Origin of the sequence: Marinomonas hwangdonensis, assembly GCF_003721245.1 — a bacterium.
GTDB lineage: Bacteria > Pseudomonadota > Gammaproteobacteria > Pseudomonadales > Marinomonadaceae > Marinomonas > Marinomonas hwangdonensis.
On sequence record NZ_RIZG01000001.1, the window covers coordinates 137,366 to 156,200 of the forward strand.

An 18,835-nucleotide genomic window follows, 5' to 3' on the forward strand; every position below is an offset into this window, starting at 1 on the left:
GAAAGGCATGAGGTGTTTTTTCGTTACCTATACGGCGTCGAACTCTCTGTGTGGGCGATATTTCACTCGGAACAAAAGGGAGTAAAAAACCGGCACGGCAATCAGCGTCAGAATAGTGGCAAAGCCTAAGCCAAACGAAATCACCACCGCCATACCTTCAAAGAAGGCATCGAACAGCAAGGGGATCATGCCTAGAATCGTCGTCACTGCCGCCATACAAACGGGTCTGACACGGCTGACAGCCGAGTTGAAGATGGCTTCGTACTTTTCAGTCCCTTGTTCTAGCTCGTAGTTGATTTGATCGGCCAACACTATGCCGTTTTTCACCGTCATACCGGACAAGCTGAGGAAACCAAGCAGCGCCATAAAGCTGAATGCGGAATTCATTACCAGCAATCCAGTGGAGACGCCAATCAATGCCAAGGGCACACAGAACCAGATGGTCAAAGGCACACGAACCGAGTTAAACAGCAATACCGTGATAATAAACATAAACAGATAACCCATTGGTAGGGCACTGAAAATGTTCGCCTGAGCGTCTGTACTGCTTTCGTACTCACCGCCCCATTCTAGACTGTAGCCGGGTGGTAGTTCGATGGCCTCGATGTCACCACGGGTACGACTGAAGATCGACATAGCGGTTTCATCGTTGAGGATTTTCGGATCCGCCATGACAGTAATCGTCCGTTTACGATCTCGGCGTTCGATAATTGGGTCTTCCCAAACGGTTTCAAACCCAGATACCAAAGTGGACAGGGTCACGTATGAACCCGAGGCCGGACTGTAAATTTGCAAATCGCGAATTTGGTCGATAGACACCCTCTCGTTCGCCGGTGCTTTACGCACAATTGGCAAAAGATCCGTGCCTTCTCGGTACAAGCCGACTTGTGACCCAGTGAAATTAGTTAATAGCACTTCGTCCAATTCGGCTTTGCTAATGCCTAGGCGTCGTGCCTGAGCATCGTTAAAGATGGGTCGCAGCACTTTAACTGGCTGACGCCAATCGTCTTTGATGTTTTCCAGTCCGCCATCTTCACGGTAAATATGTTGAATCTGCGCGCTAATTTGACGTAGCACTTGAGGATCAGGACCGCTGATACGAGTTTCTAATTTTGCTCCAGAAGCGGGCCCTAATTGCAAACGTTGCAGCTTCACTTCAAGCTCTGGGTATTCTTCCTGCATTTTCTTATGCAAGTCTGTTAGCAAGCCTGGAATCGTGTCTTTCGCTTTCGTTCGGACAATAAACTGGGCATAGCTTGAGTTCGCTTGTTCTGCGTTGTAGGTCAGCATAAAGCGCAAAGCGCCTTGACCTGTTGTTGAAGTGACATTGTCAATACGGTCATCTTGTAACAAGTCTTGCTCTATCAACTGCACTATTTTGTAAGTGTCATCAATGTGAGTGCCTTCCGGCATTTGTATGTCTATATAGAACATGGGCGTTGTGGAAGGTGGGAAAAACGCTTGCTTGACGAATTGAAATGCCCACCCAGAAACCAACAAACCACCGATAAGGAAGACGACCGTCACCCAACGATAATGCATGGCTTTGTCTAGCAACCACTTGTAACCAGTGAATATAAAGCCTTTATAAGGGTCTACCTTGTCTGCTTCTGAGTCGTTAGCGTTGCCGTTTGTAATGCTTTCTTTGAAAAACAAATCACAGAAGAAAGGCGTTAGGGTAATGGCAGTCACCCAGCTCAAAAACAGCGAAATGAGCAACACATAGAACAAGGAGCCAACAAATTCGCCTACGGAATCGGGAGAAAGTCCGATGGGGGCAAACGCCATGATGGCAATGACAGTCGCACCTAAAAGGGGCCATTTTGTCTGTTTTACCACGGCACTGGCGGCTTGCAGTTTGGTTTTGCCTTTTTGCATGCCAATAAGAACGCCTTCCGTGACAACAATGGCATTATCAACCAGCATCCCGAGGGCAATAATCAATCCCCCAAGAGAAATGCGCTGCAAGTTGATTTTAAAGTAATCCATGACAATAAAAGTGCCTAGAATCGTCAGCAGTAAGATAATACCGATGAGAATGCCTGAGCGTATGCCCATAAATACCAGCAACACCAAGATAACGATGCCAACGGCTGCCGCAAGGTTTAATAAAAAGTCTGAGACAGATCTATCAACTTCTTTAGATTGAAAGTAAATAGGCTCCATGCTCAAACCAACAGGTTGCTGGTATTGCAGTTCTGTGATGCGTTTTTCAACCGCTTCACCAATCTTCACCACGTTAACATCCGCAGCAAACGATACACCAAGCAGCAAGGATTTATGGCCATCAAAGTTGACGAGGTGGTTTGTTGGCTCAGCGTACTCGCGTTTAATGGTGGCAATGTCGCTTAGTCGAATTAGGTTGCCATTGATTGGTTCCCCAACGATTAAGTTTTCCAACTCAGAAATGTCTTTGAATTCCCCTGTTGGACTGATACGTATGTATTCACTGCCGACTTTGACGCGGCCAGCATTAGATACATTGTTCTGATTTTTGAGTAAGTTCGAGAGTTGATCCGGCGAAATGCCCATGTTGGCTAATTTAGCGCGGGAGATTTCGATAGTCACTTGTTCGCTTTGTTCACCCGCGACCGTAACCTTAGCCACACCGTCGACCAGCACTAGCTCGCGTTTGACATAATCCACATAGTTTTCTAGATCTTTATAAGGGTATCCGTCACCGAACACCGCTAACATGACGCCGTATACATCACCAAAATCATCCACAACGATGGGGTTGGCAACGCCTGTTGGAAAGCCACCTGAAATGTCACGAATTTTCTTGCGCACTTCGTCCCAAATTTGTTTTAACTGCTCGGCACGGTAAGTGTCTTTAATGGTGATTTGTACCTGTGAGTAGCCTGCTTTTGATGTGGAAACGATTTTATCCACATAGGGCAGATTTTGCAGTTCTGTCTCTATGGCATAAGTGACTTCTTCTTCCACCTGTTCGGGAGAGGCACCAGGGTAATGGGTGATAATCAGCGACTCTTTGATGGTAAATTCAGGGTCTTCTAGTTGTCCTAAGTTGGTAAACGCAATGACACCACCGATTAATAAAATCAGTGTGAGCATCCAGCTGGTCACTTTTCGGTTAATAAAATACGCGGCAATATCCATTATAGACCTCGCTCACGTGTCCAAGGGCGAACAGGCATGGACTCATTTAGACGACTAACGCCAGCTGCGACAATCTCTTCCCCAGCGTTTAGGCCAGAGGTAATCTCCACATGATCACCTTGTAAAATCCCCAGTGTGACAGTGCGTGCTTCCACCTTGCCTTTATCGCGATCAAAGACCCAAACGGTACTGTTTGACTGACTTGCCCCCACTTTTTCGTGACGCAATACCGCTTCAACGGGCACGGTAATGTGTTGTTTGGCTCCCAAAATTGCACTTAGGTCCATGTCTACATTGGCCGTCATGCCTGGAAATAAATTACGGGTTTTTTGACCCTCTCTAATAAGGCTTAGTGTCACATCGTAAGCCATGGTGGCATTATCTGGGGTCGTGTTGTGCTCTTTGTAAATGCCGAATAATGTTTCGTCGGGTGCCACATCGACCAAGACGTTAGCGCGATAGTCTGAGTAAGTATCTTTAATGCTAGCAATGAGGCTTTCAGGCACCTGAAATTCCACATCTAGGTTGTCGATATTTTGAATGTGCATCAACGGCTGGGTCGCGCTGACGTATTGAAAGTTTTCGGTGTGTACCGCCGCGATGACGCCATCAAAAGGCGCAAACACTTGCGTGTAACGCATCTGATTTTTCGCAGACTGAAGAGCGTTGTTGGCTTGATCCAATGTGGCTTTATTGGAATCGTACTGGGCCTTTGTGGTCGCATTTTGCTGGTACATGGTTTCGATGCGCTTGAACTGCGCTTCCGCAAGGTACTGGTTCGCTTGCGCCAGTTCTACTTGTAATTTGAAATCCGTTGGGTCAAGAGACGCCAACAGCTCTCCTTGCTTCACACGCTGTCCTGCAACCACATTCAGCGTCATTAACTGTCCGCCAACACGAAATGCCAGATCAGCTTCTTCACTGGCTTTTAATTCGGCTGGAAAACGTCGGATGTTGATGGCATCGGTTGACTCTATGGTAATCAATTTGACTGGACGGACGACTTCTTTTTCGACCAAGGTCTCATCTTGGTCGGATGAGCACGCAGTCAAAATGAGAGACACCGCAAGGGTGAACCCCATCATTAGATTGGTTCGCATTGTGCGTTTCATTTATTGCTCCAGATAACTAGACAAAGTAGATAGGCTATAATGAAATTATTTTATATCTCTTAAGGATAGATATAAATTTTTAAATATATATTAAAGATATTCCTTAAGTGAATATCTTGTTTATATTTTGCTCAATCTGATTTTGCTGGCTTTGTTTCCACTGGCTTTGTTTTTTCCAGTTCTAGCAAGAATGTGTCCAATATCAAGTTGGCGGGCGCACTTTTTCGAGTGATAGCAGAAAACTGTGTGATGTAGTGGCATTGCTCTGGCAAGATGGCACGCATTCTGCCATCTCGTACCCAATGGCTGGCAACGTGGTCTGGGAGGAATCCTATATAGCGCCCCGTTAAAATCAAAAACGCGATGCCTTCTCGGTCTGTTGCTGTGGCGCTGGCGGTCAGTGGCTGATGATGGGCTTTTATTTCGGGAGTTTGTGCATAAGCGGGCAACACCGCATCAAAGTCCTTCAGCTTGTTTTCTGACAATAAGGCATCGTCTGTTTTGAATAAAGGATGGGCATCGCTGCAATAGAGTTTCGACGTTTCTTGGTAAAGATGGCGATAATCTAAACCGCTGAGTATTTTCAGCTCTGGCACAATACCCACATGTAAACGGCCGTCTAACACGCCACGCTCCACATCTGTTGGTGGAATCATGCGAATGTGAATTTTTACCTGAGGCCCTTGGTCTTTTAACCCCGCCAGAGCTTGTGTGATACGAGTGTAGGGTAGGGTAACCAAGTTGTCTGTAATACCAATGTTGAGTTCACCCTTTAAATGCTGGTGGAGAGCATTAATGTGGGTGCGGAAATTCTCAATAGAAGACAGCAATTGTAATGTGTAATCATAGACTTGGCTGCCTTCATTGGTGAGTGAAAAGCCCGAGCGACCACGCTGACACAGACGAAATCCAAGACGAGTTTCTAAGTCGGAAATGGCAATACTGATCGCCGCGCGGCTGATATTCAGTTCCACTTCAGCGGCAGAAAAGCCGCCACATTCTACCACTGTTCGAAAAATGCGTAAGATGCGTAAATCGGCATCGCCTATTTGACTGTGAAAATGACTCATGGTGTCCCCGCTAATAAAGAATCTAATTTGGCTATCATGGTTGAGTTTTATGGTTAAGTAAATGATTAACTAAGCGTTAATAGATTCGGGTTTTTATAATCTAAGTTTGTTGGCATAGTGTTTCTTATCGCCATTGTTTAAAGACTATTCTTCAGGCACAGGAGCCACCATGGACATAATTGGACACTTAATAAACGGTCATTACTCTCAGCAAGCTGAACGCACTCAAGACGTGTTTAACCCTGCCACGGGTGAGGTTTCCAAAAAAGTGGCGATTGCGTCGCGAGAAACCGTTGAAGAAGCTATTGCTGCTGCCCAAGCCGCTTATCCAGAGTGGCGCAACACGCCACCGATCAAACGGGCGCGCGTTATGTTCAACTACAAAGCCCTGTTGGAAAAGCATGCTGATAAAATTTGTGAACTGATTGGCGCGGAGCATGGCAAAATTTGTCATGACGCAGCGGGTGAGTTGCAACGCGGTATTGAAAACGTTGAATACGCCTGTGGCGCACCAGAATTATTAAAAGGTGAGCACAGTAAAAATGTCGGGCCGAACATCGACTCCTGGAGCGAATTCCAACCATTAGGTGTGGTCGCGGGCATTACGCCTTTTAACTTCCCTGCTATGGTGCCTTTATGGATGTTTCCGATGGCCATTGTGTGCGGTAATACCTTTGTTTTGAAACCCTCGGAGCGCGATCCAAGCACGGCGTTGTTTATAGGTGAGTTACTGCATGAAGCCGGCTTGCCAGCCGGTGTATTTAACGTGGTGAATGGCGATAAAGTGGCGGTAGATACCTTGTTGGAAGACAAACGCGTAAAAGCCGTAAGCTTTGTTGGTTCGACACCGATTGCCGAATACATTTACAGCAAAGCCAGCGCCAATGGCAAACGTTGCCAAGCGCTCGGCGGCGCCAAAAATCACGCTATTGTGATGCCAGATGCAGATATGGATAACGTAGTCAGTCAGCTTCTTGGTGCGGCATTCGGTTCATCTGGTGAGCGTTGTATGGCCTTGTCCGTCGCTGTCGCGGTTGGTAAAGCTGCTGGTGATGCTCTTGTAAGTAAAATGGCCGCCGCCATGAAGCCGCTAAAAGTAGGTGAATGCTCAGACAAAACCAATGACTTTGGTCCTGTTATTACCAAAGAGCATAAAGATAAGGTGGTAGGGTTTATTGACAGTGCGGAATCCCAAGGCGCCACGGTGGTGGTCGATGGCCGTTCTCCTCAGGTGTCGGGCTATGAAAAGGGTTTCTTTGTGGGCGCAACCTTGATTGATGGCGTGACCAAAGAGATGGACAGCTACCAACAAGAAATCTTTGGTCCTGTTTTACAGGTGGTTCGTGTTGATACCATGGAAGAAGCTATGACGTTAATTAACGACCATGAATACGGCAACGGTACTTGTATTTTTACTCGTGACGGCGAAGCAGCGCGTTATTTCTCGGATAATATTGAAGTAGGCATGGTTGGTATTAACGTGCCGTTACCTGTGCCTGTGGCGTACCACAGTTTCGGTGGTTGGAAGCGCTCTTTATTTGGTGATCTACACGCTTACGGCCCCGACGCTGTGCGTTTTTACACCAAACGTAAAACCATTACTCAGCGTTGGCCTTCAGCTGGCGTTCGCGAAGGGACGAGCTTTGCTTTTCCTTCTTAATTCTGCCTTTGTAAATCCCAGGGCCTTCTATATTAAGCAATATGATTTAATGGCTTGAACAGAAGGCGCTTTTTGTGGCGACGCGTGTTGAACATGCGTCGCCATTTTTTTGATAGGAGAGAGGCATTTATTTATGGTCTAATCTTAGTTGTATTTTCACCTTGAATAATCGGTTGGATGTAACATGAAGATGACAGTTTTGTTGATGACCACCAGAGCTTGGTTATGTGTGAGTGTGATTTTTCTGACGGCCTGTTCATCCTCGTTGGAAAAAAACGTGGTTACGCCAACACGTGAAGGATTAGATATTGAGGTAAGTGGTGATTTTGCTTATCTGTCGGGAGTGCTGGATCAAAACCTCGTCAGTGATTTAAGTAATTTAATACGTAGGAACCCTAATGTGACGGAGCTGGTATTAGTGGATATACCTGGTTCTGTGGATCAACAGGCGACGATGGAAGGTGCGCGTTTAATTCGACGTCTTGGTCTTAATACTCAGATCGCCCCAACAGGTTATGTGCTTTCAGGTGGGGTAGATTTATTTCTGGGTGGTGTTGAGCGAAGTATTGGTGCAGGGGCCGGTGTTGGGGTTCACGCTTGGTACGATGGTACGGCTTTAGACGCGACAAGTTTAGGGCTTAATGACCCTATTCACGCTACCTACATCAATTTTTATCTTGAAATGGGCGTGCCTGAGCGATTCTATTGGTTTTCATTAGAAGCGGCGCCTGCTAATCGAGTATATTTTTTGTCACCAGAAGAAGTATATGATTATCAACTAGCCACGCAGTAACAACTCAAACAACGAATTAACGTATTGGACGATCGGTTTACAGTGAGAGGGTTATGGAGCAAATAGAACTGTTTACCATAGAAAGCCCTTGCCGAGGCGTATGTGAAAACAGTGCAAAGGGCTTTTGCAAAGGCTGTTTACGCAGCCGAGATGAGCGCTTTCATTGGTTTTCCTTGTCCAATGAAGCGCGTCACCATGTGCTGGATTTGTGCAAGCAACGTCGAGTGCGGTTATTAAAAGCTCGACAAGATCGACTGGAGGCCGACTCTGCGAAGGCGTTGCCTTATGGCATGGAAGACGATCTAATGACCGACTTATTTGACACAAAGCCTAGCAATTAATCTTCGAAAATCGCATCAAGCGCTTCCGACAAGCGTTCAACGCCAATTACCTTCATACCTTCAATGGGCTTTTTCGGGCAGTTGGCTTTGGGTACTACCGCTCGGGTAAAACCGTGCTTGGCTGCTTCACTGATACGTTCTTGTCCTGATGGAACTGGGCGTATTTCTCCAGACAAGCCCACTTCACCCAACACAACTAAATTATGGGGTAAAACGCGATCTCGAAAGCTCGATACGACAGCGGCAATGGCTGCAAGATCGGCACTGGTTTCCAATACTTTCACGCCGCCAACCACGTTCAAATACACATCCTGATCGGCCGTTAGTAAGCCTCCATGTTTGTGCAACACCGCTAGCAACATTGCCAGCCGATTATGATCAAAGCCGACCGTGACCCGTCTTGGGTTACCCAGTGCAGAGTCATCGACTAAGGCTTGAAGCTCGACTAAAAGAGGACGGGTTCCTTCCCACACCACCATCACCAAGCTGCCTGCTGCAGGATGATTACTGCGATTCAAGAAAATAGAGCTGGGATTCTTGACTTCTTTTAAGCCCGTTTCCAGCATGGCAAAGACACCCAGCTCATTTACCGCACCAAAACGGTTTTTCATTCCCCTAAGAGTACGAAAACGAGAGTCTTCTGAACCTTCTAATAACACCGAGCAGTCGACCATATGTTCCAACACTTTTGGCCCCGCCAAAGAGCCATCTTTGGTGACATGCCCCACCAACAAGACAGCGGTTTGTGTTTGTTTGGCGAAACGCGTTAGTACCGCCGCACTTTCTCGAACTTGCGATACACTTCCTGGTGCCGATTCCACGCCATCCAAATGCATGACCTGGATGGAGTCGATGACCATCACCTTGGGTTTGACTTGTTGGGCAATGTTTAAAATGGCTTCCACATTGGTTTCGGACAGCATTTTTAAATTTTGGGTCGGTAAACCAAGCCGCTGAGCCCGCATCGCCACTTGTTGTAAGGACTCTTCCCCAGTGACATAAAGCGCACTTTGCTGTTGTGCGAGCCAACACATGGTTTGCAACAACAGGGTACTTTTCCCCGCACCTGGGTGACCGCCAATCAAGACGACACCACCAGGCACTAATCCGCCGCCTAACACGCGGTCAAACTCGCTTGCGCCGGAACTGAAACGTGGCACATCGCCTAGATCCACATCGGATAAGTTCTGAATGCCTGTGACAGCACCAGCGTAACCTTGGTAGCGAGGGTCTTGGCTGGCAGAAACACGAGCGGATGTTTTGCTAGAGGTTAAGCGTATTTCAGACAAGGAATTCCACGCGCTACACGCTTGGCATTGCCCTTGCCATTTCGCATAGTCAGCGCCACATTCATTGCATACAAAAGCGGTTTTAGCTTTAGCCATATTTATTTTTTGTTCCAAGAAACAGAGTACAAATCCAAACGACGGTCTTTCAGGTTATTAACCGAACCTTCGCTGCGAGTCAGTTTGAGCTTGTCTAAATCCAGATCCGAGAACATGATCATTTCCGTGTTTGGCGTGGTTTCTGCCATGACCGCATCATGAGGGTATGAAAAGTCTGACGGCGAGAAAACCGAGCTTTGAGAGTATTGAATGTCTAAGTTTTCTACCTGTGGAAGGTTGCCACAGCTGCCGCATATAACCACATAACATTCGTTTTCAATAGCTCGGGCCTGAGCACAGCGTCGCACACGTAGATAACCATTTTTCGTGTCTGTCCAGAAAGGCACAAACAAGATGTCCATGTCTTGCTCTGCTAACAAGCGACCAAGTTCAGGAAATTCCACATCATAACAAATCAAAATGCCTACACGGCCTGCGTCGGTATCAAATACGCGTATTTCGTTACCACCTTGAATCACCCAGTCACGACGTTCATGCGGTGTAATATGGATTTTTTTCTGTTCTTCAACGGTACCATCACGACGACATAAGTAGCTGACGTTGTAAACAATTTCGTCTTCGATCAGCGGCATGGAGCCAGTAATGACGTTAATGTTGTAACTGACGGCAAATTGCGACATTTCGTTTTTAAATAGCTCTGTATAGCTAGCTAAAAAACGAATGGCTTCTGTTTGGTTACGCTGATCGGGGCTTAAACCAATCAAGGGAGTGTTGAAAAATTCAGGAAAGAGGACAAAATCACTTTTATAATCCGATACCGCATCAATAAAGTATTCGACTTGCTTTAATAGTTCCTCAACACTTTCTACCTCACGCATCTGCCACTGGATAGCGCCAATGCGTACTTGGGTCTTGCGCGAACGAATCACATTGGTATCGGGTTCGAAGAAAATATTTTTCCATTCAAGCAGGGTGGCATAGCCTTGAGACTTTTCATCTTCTGGCATGTAGCGCTTCAGTAAACGTGTAATTTGAAAGTCGTTCGACAGCTGGAAGCTCAAAATAGGGTCGTAGATTTTACGCTCTTTCACCGCTTCCAAATATTCTGCTGCACTCATGTCATCGGAGTGCTCGTGATAATTAGGGATACGACCGCCCGCTAAAATGGCACGCAGATTATGCTGACGGCACAACTCTTTACGCGCTTCATAGAGGCGACGGCCCAAGCGGTAACCGCGATACTCGGGAGAAATCAAAGCATCGAGGCCATACAGGGCGTCACCCAAGGCATCGTTTAAGATGTTTTCTTTCTGATCGACTAAATCATCATAAGTATGTGGGTTACTAAAACGCTGATAATTTACCTGAACTGACAACGCCAAACCAATGATCTTGCCATGGTCTTCAAGGCAGATCTGGCCTTCAGGAAACTCTTTGATCAGTTGATGAATAGTGTGTTCCGGCCATGCTCCACCAATATCGTGGTATACCTTATCCATGAGCGTTTTGACTTGGTCATAGTCATTGTTGGTGAGGTTACGAATGGTTAAATGTAAATCTTCTAGCATGCTGGTCTCTTGAGTCTGTGTTAACTGTTTTGATGAAGGTTATGCTAACCCATAACGCCGCAGTAGGGGAAACCCATTTGGCGTTGTAAAAAAAACACCCCCGCTTTCGCGGGGGTGTTTTTTTCTTACTTACATGTCGTGATCTAGAACAAGGCGATTATTTTCTACCGAATTCTGGGTAGGCTTCCATACCACACTCTGAAAGGTCAACCCCTTCGTATTCTTCCTCTTCTGACACTCGAATGCCCATGATGGCTTTAATGGCTAGCCAAACAATAAGGCTGGTCACAAATACCCAGACGAATATGGTCAGTGCGCCGGCGATTTGACCACCAAATGTTGCACCATCGTTTGTCAGTGGTACAGCCAATAGACCCCATAAACCGACCACACCGTGAACCGAAATGGCACCCACTGGATCGTCTATTTTTAGTTTTTCCAGTGTTAGGATAGACACAACAACAATTAAGCCACCCACTAGACCGATCAGAGTGGCGCCTAGAGCAGATGGTGTATCAGGACCGGCTGTGATGGCAACCAAACCTGCCAATGCACCGTTTAAAAGCATAGTGAGGTCAGCTTTACCAAACAAGATACGAGCAAGGATTAAGGCACCAAGAGCACCACCTGCCGCCGCTGCATTCGTGTTCAAAAACACCATGGCAACCGCATTCGCATTGGCGATATCACCCAGTTTCAAAACCGAGCCACCGTTAAAACCAAACCAACCCATCCATAGAATCAGTGTGCCCAATGTCGCTAGCGGTAGGTTAGCACCAGGAATAGCGCGTACTTCACCGTTTGGACCGTATTTTCCTTTACGAGCACCTAGGATAAGAACACCCGCCAAGGCCGCAGACGCCCCTGCCATGTGAACAATACCGGAACCTGCGAAATCAGTGAAACCAAGATCACCAAGGCTAAACATACCGAATACAGAACCGCCGCCCCATGTCCAGTTACCTTGCATTGGGTAGATGAACCCCGTCATGACAACAGCAAAGGCTAGGAAGGCCCAAAGTTTCATACGCTCAGCAACCGCACCAGAAACGATAGACATGGCCGTGGCGACAAACACTACTTGGAAGAAGAAGTCAGACGCGCCAGAGTAGATCGATCCTCCTTCAAATCCGCCTTCGCGACCCGCAAAATCAGTCAATGTAGAAGATACGTCCACGTCTTGAATGCCCGTCAGGAACCAAGTGCCGCCGTACATGATAGAATAACCGCAAATTAAATACATGGTGCAAGAGATAGCAAATAGCGCCACGTTTTTGGTCAGAATTTCCGTGGTATTTTTAGAGCGAACTAAACCCGCTTCCAGCATGGCAAATCCCGCTGCCATCCACATAACCAGTGCGCCACACACCAAGAAATAAAAGGTATCCATGGCATATTGTAAGTGAAAAATTTGATCTTGCATGTTTCGCCCCCCAAAAGGCTAATTGGTTTCAGACTGTGGTTAAACAGCTTCTACGCCAGTCTCGCCGGTACGAATACGAACCGCTTGTTCAAGGTTAACGATAAAGATTTTACCGTCGCCGATTTTGCCTGTGTTCGCTGCGCCTGTAATGGCTTCCACGACTTGGTCTGTCATGTCGTCAGAGATGGCGAGTTCGATTTTTACTTTTGGCAAAAAATCGACAACATATTCAGCGCCTCGATAAAGCTCAGTGTGGCCTTTCTGGCGTCCAAACCCTTTTACCTCTGTTACGGTGATACCTTGTACGCCTATTTCAGAAAGCGCTTCTCGAACGTCGTCGAGTTTGAATGGCTTGACTATGGCTGTTATTAGCTTCATACCCACTGTCTCCTTAAAAAGTCAGTTTTAGTGTCATATCGCAGGTGATAAACACTATTCAATATGTGTGCCATGTATCCTAAAGTCTTTATTACTCTAGGATTACTTACTTTTATGGAAAGCGAATCAGTTGGAGAAATAGGGATAAGTTTTTCTGTGTGCGACATTTTGGACAGTCCAAAAAGTGCATTGCGTCATAGTGGTGCAATTAGGGTGAGTAAAAGCGTTTAATAGATAGCTTGTTTGCACCTTCTATGGGCCTTTATACTAAGTGTTATTCAACGATTAAAAAGAGACGAGCATGATTGACCAATTTATTAAGCAGTTTGGAAACGGACTAGAGCAAGCCGCCGACACATTGGGTAAGCTGCCAAAAGAAGAAATTCAGGCACAGCTGCACGAAGTGGCTCGCAATACCCTAAGTAAGATGGACCTAGTCACGCGAGAAGAGTTTGAGGTACAAGCCGCCATGCTGGCCAAGTACCGTGAAAAGCTCACGGCCCTAGAAGCACGCTTAAACGAGTTGGAAAAGTAGTAGAAAGCATGACGACAAGACGAGAAAAAGGCGCTTACCAGGGTGTGAGTAAGCGCCTTTGTTAAACTGAAAGTGAGTAGCTAGTCACTTCCAGCCGTGCTGCCAATCTTCCCTAGACGTTAACTTTTGCCAAGGGAATATGTATTGTTTTTTATTGATAACGGCTTCAAGGACGCATTCGATAACCGTGTCTTCTTCATTCCGTATCAATTGAGTCACAATGAAATGCTTTTCTTTTTGCTGCGGTGAGGTGCATGTCCACTTCGACAGAAGCAGCTTGTTAGGATTGATTTTATTCATAGTCTTATCGGTTTCTAAAAACAATTTATTATTATACGAGTACCGTGAAACGCTGGATTGCTTTTCACGTGCAGAAATAACCTTATCAAGGAGTGATCATGAGTTTAGCCACTTTATACAGCCGTGCCCGAGTGGGCGTTTCCTCTCCCTTGGTGACGGTGGAAACCCACATATCAAACGGTTTACCTTCCTTAAATATTGTGGGTTTACCCGAAGCCGCAGTTCGTGAAGCCAAAGATCGAGTGCGCAGCGCGATTATCAATAGCCATTTTGAATGGCCGACACGCCGAATCACCATCAACTTAGCGCCAGCGGATTTGCCCAAGGAGGGTGGGCGTTATGACTTGGCCATTGCCATCAGTGTGTTAGCCGCATCAGGCCAGCTTGGCGAGATTAGCCTGCGCGACATTGAATTTATTGGTGAATTGGCTTTATCAGGTGACATACGAGCGGTGCCGGGTTTGCTACCGTCCGCCATTGCCTGTCATCACGCCAATCGCCAATTGATTTTGCCCGAAGACAATCAACAAGAAGCCGCTCTGGTAGAGGGCGATGCTGTGTTTGCCAAGCATCTGACTCAGGTCACCGCCCATTTATTAAAACAAACCAAGTTGCCCGCTTGTGTTTCTAAGCCCGCTGAGCCCTTGCCCATAGATCACAAAGACATGCGTGATGTAAAAGGCCAATACCAAGCAAGGCGTGCCTTAGAAGTGGCCGCTGCAGGTGGGCATAATCTCTTGTTTATCGGGCCCGCTGGTACAGGAAAAACCATGCTGGCGTCGCGTTTACCCAGCATCATGCCTGCGATGACAGAAGCCGAAGCGCTCGCTGTTGCTTCAGTGCAATCCGTGGCAGGGCGAAAAATGGGCACAGACTGGCATTGGTCCGAGCGCCCCTTTCGTTCACCGCACCATTCTTGCTCAGCCGCTGCGCTAGTGGGTGGCGGTTCGATTCCTAAACCGGGAGAAGCATCCCTCGCCCATTGTGGTGTTTTATTTCTTGATGAATTGCCCGAATTTGATCGTAAGGTGTTAGAAGTGTTGCGTGAACCATTGGAAAACGGCGAAGTGCATATTTCTCGTGCCCGTGGTCAGGTGACGTTTCCAGCCAGATTTCAGCTGGTGGCTGCAATGAACGCCAGCAACGAAGCCTACAACGGCGGGCAAGACTACTACCAATCCAGCGCCAGCCAAAAATACCTAAAAAAACTGTCAGCGCCGTTTTTAGATCGCATTGACTTGCATGTGGAAGTGCCGCCTTTGCCCTCTGATGTGTTGGTGAATGCCCAAGAGGAGGGCGAATGCAGCGCCAGTGTTCGCCAACGCGTTGAGCAAGCCGTGGCTCGACAAAGAGCACGCCAAGGAGTACAAAATGCCTTGTTAAGCGGACGTCAATTAGAAGCTATTTGCGCCCTGAGCGATGAAGATAAACACTTTATGCAGCAAGCCTTAGAAACGCTAAAGCTGTCTGCTCGGGCTTATCATCGAGTGTTAAAAGTCGCATTGACCTTAGCCGATCTAAACGACTCAACCGTAACCAGAGCACACTTAATGGAATCCTTAAGCTATCGAAAAATGGAGAAAACCTTATCCATGGCAGCGTCGGCTTAATGTCTGATATATCGGTGCGACACAGCGGAATCTCGGGTACACTAAGTGCTGATTTTCATAGCCTTAGCCAGAGTTTTCCATGAGTGAATTTTTACTGTCCATCTCCCAACGTTTGCGTAACCTCAATGAGCGTCAATTGGATGCGGTAAAGCAAATTGACGGCCCTTTGCTGGTATTAGCAGGGGCTGGGTCAGGAAAAACCAGCGTAATTACCACGAAAATCGCCTATTTGATTCAAACGTGCGGGTTTAAAGCTAATAGTATCATTGCCGTTACCTTTACCAATAAAGCCGCTCGTGAAATGAAAGAGCGCGTGGTAGGTATGTTGTCTAAGCCGGAAAGTCGTGGTTTGAGTATCTCGACTTTCCATAACTTGGGCTTACGAATTTTGCGCAAAGAGTTTCGTCGTGCTGGCCTAAAAGAAGGCTTTACCCTATTCGACGCCCAAGATTCACTGAGTTTGGTCAAGGAAATTCTGGACAAAGAGTTCAATGGTCAAATGGACGCGGCGGCCTTTTGTCAGAACACCATCTCCCATTGGAAAAATGACCTCACCACACCACAAGAAGCCATGACCAATGCGGACACCGAGGAGTTTTTGCTGGCCGCGCAAGTGTACGTGCAATACCAGCGTTATCTGCGTGCCTACAATGCAGTGGATTTTGATGATCTCATTCTTTTACCGGTGAGTTTGCTTATGGCAGACGAAGACTTGCGTGACCGCTGGCAGAAAAAAGTCCGTTACCTGCTGGTGGATGAGTGCCAAGACACCAACACCAGCCAATATGAATTGATCCGTTTGTTGGCGGGCTTTCGCCGTTGCTTCACCTTGGTGGGAGACGACGATCAATCTATTTACGCATGGCGTGGCGCGCGGCCAGAAAATCTAGAACGCTTATCAGTGGATTACCCTAATTTAAAATTGGTCAAACTGGAGCAGAACTATCGTTCCACCAAAACCATTCTAAAAGCGGCCAATACCCTGATCGCCAACAACCCACACATTTACGATAAAGCTCTGTGGAGTGACCACGAAGAGGGCGATCCAATTCGCGTTATGGTAACCCGTAACGAAGACGCCGAATCCGAACGCGTCGCTGCTGAAATCCAATCTCGTCATTTACGACATGATATTCCCTATCGCGATTTTGCCATTCTGTATCGTGGTAATCATCAGGCACGCCTGCTGGAAATCAAACTGCAAGCGTATCGTATTCCCTACAAGATGAATGGGGGGACCTCATTTTTCTCCCGCGCTGAGATCAAAGACTTAATGAGTTATTTGCGTCTTTTGGTTAACCCATCGGACGACAATGCCTTCCTGCGCATCGTCAATTTACCGCGTCGAGAAATCGGCCCCGCGACGTTAGAAAAGGTCGGTAACCTCGCCACAGAACGGGGTATTAGTTTATTCGAAGCATCGGGTTATAAAGAGCTCGAAGACAGCATCACAGGGCGTTCGCTAAAAAGTTTGCAGGAATTTGAACGTTGGATGTCCACCTTACGCCAGCGTTTAGACGGTGCCTCGCCGGTGCCTGTGATAGAGCAAATGATTAATGACATGGACTATTACGGCTGGATTCAAGAACAAACCTCATCAAGCAAAGCCGCCGAGCGTCGTATTGAAAACGTGCGCTTTTTATTGGACTCTATTCAGCGCATGATGGAATCCGCGTGGGAGGAAGACGAAACGGCTGGCTTGGATCAGGCCATCAGCAAGCTGTTATTAATCGACATGCTTGAACGTCAAGAAGAGGAAGAAGACGAAGATAAAGTGCAATTGCTTACATTGCACGCCTCCAAGGGGCTAGAATACCCGCATGTTTTCCTCATCGGTTGTGAGGAAGAGCTTTTGCCACACAGAAACAGCATTGAAAACGACGACATCGAAGAAGAACGTCGTTTGGCTTACGTGGGCATTACCCGTGCGAAGAAAACCTTATGCATTACCTTGGCGGCCAAGCGTCGCCAGTATGGTGAAGAAATTGACTGTTTACCCAGCCGATTCTTGGATGAACTACCAGAAGAAGACCTAGTATGGGAAGGGCGTAGTGACGAGGGTGAAAGCGCTAAAAAAGAGCGCGGCGTCGCGTCTCTCTCGGCGTTAAAAGCCATGCTGAACTCATAACCCCAAACTCGTGCTAGTCACCGTGTTTACTGAACGACATGGACTTGCTCCGCCGTTACGCATATCGCCTATGTTACGGCTTTTTATTTTTAACAGGAGAACACAATGACAGATAAACAGATAAATGAACTGACCTTAGTCGCCACCATCACCGCAAAAGCGGGCAAGGCTGACGTTCTAAAAAGCGCTTTGTTGGATCTCGTTGCACCAACTCAAGCCGAAGAAGGCTGCTTGCAATACGACCTTCATCAAGACAACCAAGATCCTAACGTATTCGCGTTCTTAGAGCGTTGGACAGGTTATGACAGCTGGCACGCACACATGGAAACCACACACATCAAAGCCTACATGGCCTTGTCAGACGACCTAGTCGACGCCTTTGTAGTAAAAGAAATGCACGCGATTGGCTAACGGCGACGAAAAACACCACAGGATGGTCATAAAAACACCATGGCCATCCGAAAATAAACCACAAAAACGGAATATAGCGACTTTCTTGCATTAAGCACTGGAATCCTGGTGTATTTCCATTAGAATACGCATTCAAATTTGTTCTGACCCACCTTGCTCCTTGCAAACCCCTCGTCAGACAACCGCAATGCGCCCGTAGCTCAGCTGGATAGAGCGTCGCCCTCCGGAGGCGAAGGTCGGAGGTTCAAATCCTCTCGGGCGTACCATTTTTTTATTCAATGCAATAGTTTAAATAAATTATTACTTTCCTAATAAAGTCAGTCTCATTTATTTATTCTTAGTAGCTGACAAAATTCTTCGCACTATCGTGATCGAGTTCAAATCTACCAGAGACCTAGCTCGCTTTCCTTGAAGCTAATAAAGCATTCAGTTAATTTTCAACAACTTGATTCTGTAACACTCGCTCAGCCGAGCATAATCGTGATTTATTCGTTCAAATGGATCTCAGTTGAGGACTTTACCGTTCGAAGTGATACCGAGGTCTGAAATTTTCGAATGTTGGCTTCTGTGTGAAGTACTCGGTCGACAAAGCTTTCATAGGCTTGAATATCTGGCACAGAAACAACCATCATAAAATCATAGCCGCCTGTGATTTGATAGCAGTGCCTCACTTCAGGGGCTTTGCTAACGACGCGTTTAAAAGCGTCATACACATCTTTTCGGTCCCGCTCCATTTCTACCGACACCAGCAAAGTCAGCTTATTACCGCTCAATTCTGGGTTCACAATAGAGACATCACCCACAATGATGTTGTCGTCTCTTAGTCGTTTTACTCTTTTATGGCAAGCTGGTGGTGATAAGCCTACTTCTTCGGCCAGTTCCACGTTTGCGATACGATTATTCCGCTGTAAGATGGTTAGTATCTTTCGGTCTATTTTGTCTAATTCCATATATTTCTCAATATTAATATTTTTTGATTTAAAGTTTCTTTTAACTTTATATTTTAGAAATAATAGTAGTTTTTATTAGATAAATGAAAC

General features: G+C 46.7%; 16 protein-coding genes and 1 tRNA gene. 8 read left to right on the forward strand and 9 right to left on the reverse strand.

Features of this window, described 5'->3' with window-relative positions; translation table 11 throughout:
- Window positions 1–27 precede the first annotated feature (27 nt).
- From EBI00_RS00630 to EBI00_RS00640, 3 genes are all read right to left on the reverse strand, one after another.
- Window positions 28–3,120 (reverse strand): efflux RND transporter permease subunit, encoded by a 3,093-nt coding sequence (locus EBI00_RS00630; protein WP_123094005.1) that lies wholly within the window; start codon window positions 3,118–3,120, stop codon window positions 28–30.
- Window positions 3,120–4,232: an efflux RND transporter periplasmic adaptor subunit gene (locus EBI00_RS00635; RefSeq protein ID WP_123094006.1), complete on the reverse strand. Its 1,113-nt coding sequence runs from the start codon at window positions 4,230–4,232 to the stop codon at window positions 3,120–3,122. The genes EBI00_RS00630 and EBI00_RS00635 overlap by 1 nt, the downstream gene beginning before the upstream one ends.
- Window positions 4,233–4,363: 131 nt before the next feature.
- Entirely contained in the window at window positions 4,364–5,302 is a 939-nt protein-coding gene (locus EBI00_RS00640) for a LysR family transcriptional regulator (RefSeq protein ID WP_123094007.1), read from the reverse strand.
- A gap of 169 nt (window positions 5,303–5,471) precedes the next feature.
- Here EBI00_RS00640 and EBI00_RS00645 point away from each other — a divergent pair, with 169 nt between their 5' ends.
- The 3 genes from EBI00_RS00645 (at window position 5,472) to EBI00_RS00655 (ending at window position 8,096) form a co-directional block, all read left to right on the forward strand.
- Entirely contained in the window at window positions 5,472–6,962 is a 1,491-nt protein-coding gene (locus EBI00_RS00645; RefSeq protein ID WP_123094008.1) for a CoA-acylating methylmalonate-semialdehyde dehydrogenase, read from the forward strand.
- 184 nt (window positions 6,963–7,146) lie between these two features.
- On the forward strand, window positions 7,147–7,755 hold the full coding sequence (locus EBI00_RS00650; protein ID WP_123094009.1) for a COG3904 family protein: 609 nt from the start codon (window positions 7,147–7,149) through the stop codon (window positions 7,753–7,755).
- Window positions 7,756–7,808: 53 nt separating this feature from the next.
- A complete protein-coding gene (locus EBI00_RS00655; RefSeq protein ID WP_123094010.1) occupies window positions 7,809–8,096 on the forward strand; it encodes a DUF1289 domain-containing protein in 288 nt (95 codons plus the stop codon).
- On the opposite strand, the gene radA is transcribed toward EBI00_RS00655, so the two are convergent.
- From radA to glnK, 4 genes are all read right to left on the reverse strand, one after another.
- A complete protein-coding gene (gene radA, locus EBI00_RS00660; RefSeq protein WP_123094011.1) occupies window positions 8,093–9,481 on the reverse strand; it encodes a DNA repair protein RadA in 1,389 nt (462 codons plus the stop codon). The two genes, EBI00_RS00655 and radA, sit on opposite strands and share 4 nt — an antisense overlap.
- A 2-nt stretch (window positions 9,482–9,483) precedes the next feature.
- Window positions 9,484–11,010 (reverse strand): carbon-nitrogen hydrolase family protein, encoded by a 1,527-nt coding sequence (locus tag EBI00_RS00665; protein ID WP_123094012.1) that lies wholly within the window; start codon window positions 11,008–11,010, stop codon window positions 9,484–9,486.
- A 157-nt stretch (window positions 11,011–11,167) separates the two neighbouring features.
- Window positions 11,168–12,433, reverse strand: coding sequence for an ammonium transporter (locus tag EBI00_RS00670; RefSeq protein ID WP_123094013.1), 1,266 nt, complete (start codon window positions 12,431–12,433; stop codon window positions 11,168–11,170).
- Between the two features lie 39 nt (window positions 12,434–12,472).
- Window positions 12,473–12,811: a P-II family nitrogen regulator gene (gene glnK, locus EBI00_RS00675; RefSeq protein ID WP_123094014.1), complete on the reverse strand. Its 339-nt coding sequence runs from the start codon at window positions 12,809–12,811 to the stop codon at window positions 12,473–12,475.
- Between the two features lie 301 nt (window positions 12,812–13,112).
- Here glnK and EBI00_RS00680 point away from each other — a divergent pair, with 301 nt between their 5' ends.
- Window positions 13,113–13,346, forward strand: a complete 234-nt coding sequence (locus EBI00_RS00680; RefSeq protein ID WP_123094015.1) for an accessory factor UbiK family protein — start codon at window positions 13,113–13,115, stop codon at window positions 13,344–13,346.
- An 84-nt stretch (window positions 13,347–13,430) separates the two neighbouring features.
- Here EBI00_RS00680 and EBI00_RS00685 read toward each other — a convergent pair whose 3' ends face one another.
- Window positions 13,431–13,646 (reverse strand): TIGR02450 family Trp-rich protein, encoded by a 216-nt coding sequence (locus tag EBI00_RS00685; protein WP_123094016.1) that lies wholly within the window; start codon window positions 13,644–13,646, stop codon window positions 13,431–13,433.
- A 98-nt stretch (window positions 13,647–13,744) separates the two neighbouring features.
- On the opposite strand from EBI00_RS00685, the gene EBI00_RS00690 reads away from it, so the two are divergent.
- The 4 genes from EBI00_RS00690 (at window position 13,745) to EBI00_RS00705 (ending at window position 18,061) form a co-directional block, all read left to right on the forward strand.
- The gene (locus EBI00_RS00690; RefSeq protein WP_123094017.1) at window positions 13,745–15,256 is read left to right on the forward strand and encodes a YifB family Mg chelatase-like AAA ATPase; all 1,512 of its coding nucleotides are present in this window, start codon (window positions 13,745–13,747) and stop codon (window positions 15,254–15,256) included.
- A gap of 79 nt (window positions 15,257–15,335) precedes the next feature.
- The gene (gene rep, locus EBI00_RS00695) at window positions 15,336–17,384 is read left to right on the forward strand and encodes a DNA helicase Rep (RefSeq protein ID WP_123094018.1); all 2,049 of its coding nucleotides are present in this window, start codon (window positions 15,336–15,338) and stop codon (window positions 17,382–17,384) included.
- Window positions 17,385–17,489: 105 nt separating this feature from the next.
- Window positions 17,490–17,795, forward strand: coding sequence for a putative quinol monooxygenase (locus EBI00_RS00700; protein WP_206612533.1), 306 nt, complete (start codon window positions 17,490–17,492; stop codon window positions 17,793–17,795).
- Between the two features lie 189 nt (window positions 17,796–17,984).
- Window positions 17,985–18,061, forward strand: a tRNA-Arg gene (locus EBI00_RS00705).
- A gap of 219 nt (window positions 18,062–18,280) precedes the next feature.
- On the opposite strand, the gene EBI00_RS00710 is transcribed toward EBI00_RS00705, so the two are convergent.
- Window positions 18,281–18,745: an Lrp/AsnC family transcriptional regulator gene (locus EBI00_RS00710; protein ID WP_123094019.1), complete on the reverse strand. Its 465-nt coding sequence runs from the start codon at window positions 18,743–18,745 to the stop codon at window positions 18,281–18,283.
- Window positions 18,746–18,835: the final 90 nt, after the last annotated feature.

Coding starts and splice junctions, on each gene's coding strand:
- EBI00_RS00630 (WP_123094005.1), bottom strand. CDS start 3,120: ATGGATATTGCCGCGTATTTTATTAACCGAAAAGTGACCAGCTGGATG.
- EBI00_RS00635 (WP_123094006.1), bottom strand. CDS start 4,232: ATGAAACGCACAATGCGAACCAATCTAATGATGGGGTTCACCCTTGCG.
- EBI00_RS00640 (WP_123094007.1), bottom strand. CDS start 5,302: ATGAGTCATTTTCACAGTCAAATAGGCGATGCCGATTTACGCATCTTA.
- EBI00_RS00645 (WP_123094008.1), top strand. CDS start 5,472: ATGGACATAATTGGACACTTAATAAACGGTCATTACTCTCAGCAAGCT.
- EBI00_RS00650 (WP_123094009.1), top strand. CDS start 7,147: ATGAAGATGACAGTTTTGTTGATGACCACCAGAGCTTGGTTATGTGTG.
- EBI00_RS00655 (WP_123094010.1), top strand. CDS start 7,809: ATGGAGCAAATAGAACTGTTTACCATAGAAAGCCCTTGCCGAGGCGTA.
- radA (WP_123094011.1), bottom strand. CDS start 9,481: ATGGCTAAAGCTAAAACCGCTTTTGTATGCAATGAATGTGGCGCTGAC.
- EBI00_RS00665 (WP_123094012.1), bottom strand. CDS start 11,010: ATGCTAGAAGATTTACATTTAACCATTCGTAACCTCACCAACAATGAC.
- EBI00_RS00670 (WP_123094013.1), bottom strand. CDS start 12,433: ATGCAAGATCAAATTTTTCACTTACAATATGCCATGGATACCTTTTAT.
- glnK (WP_123094014.1), bottom strand. CDS start 12,811: ATGAAGCTAATAACAGCCATAGTCAAGCCATTCAAACTCGACGACGTT.
- EBI00_RS00680 (WP_123094015.1), top strand. CDS start 13,113: ATGATTGACCAATTTATTAAGCAGTTTGGAAACGGACTAGAGCAAGCC.
- EBI00_RS00685 (WP_123094016.1), bottom strand. CDS start 13,646: ATGAATAAAATCAATCCTAACAAGCTGCTTCTGTCGAAGTGGACATGC.
- EBI00_RS00690 (WP_123094017.1), top strand. CDS start 13,745: ATGAGTTTAGCCACTTTATACAGCCGTGCCCGAGTGGGCGTTTCCTCT.
- rep (WP_123094018.1), top strand. CDS start 15,336: ATGAGTGAATTTTTACTGTCCATCTCCCAACGTTTGCGTAACCTCAAT.
- EBI00_RS00700 (WP_206612533.1), top strand. CDS start 17,490: ATGACAGATAAACAGATAAATGAACTGACCTTAGTCGCCACCATCACC.
- EBI00_RS00710 (WP_123094019.1), bottom strand. CDS start 18,745: ATGGAATTAGACAAAATAGACCGAAAGATACTAACCATCTTACAGCGG.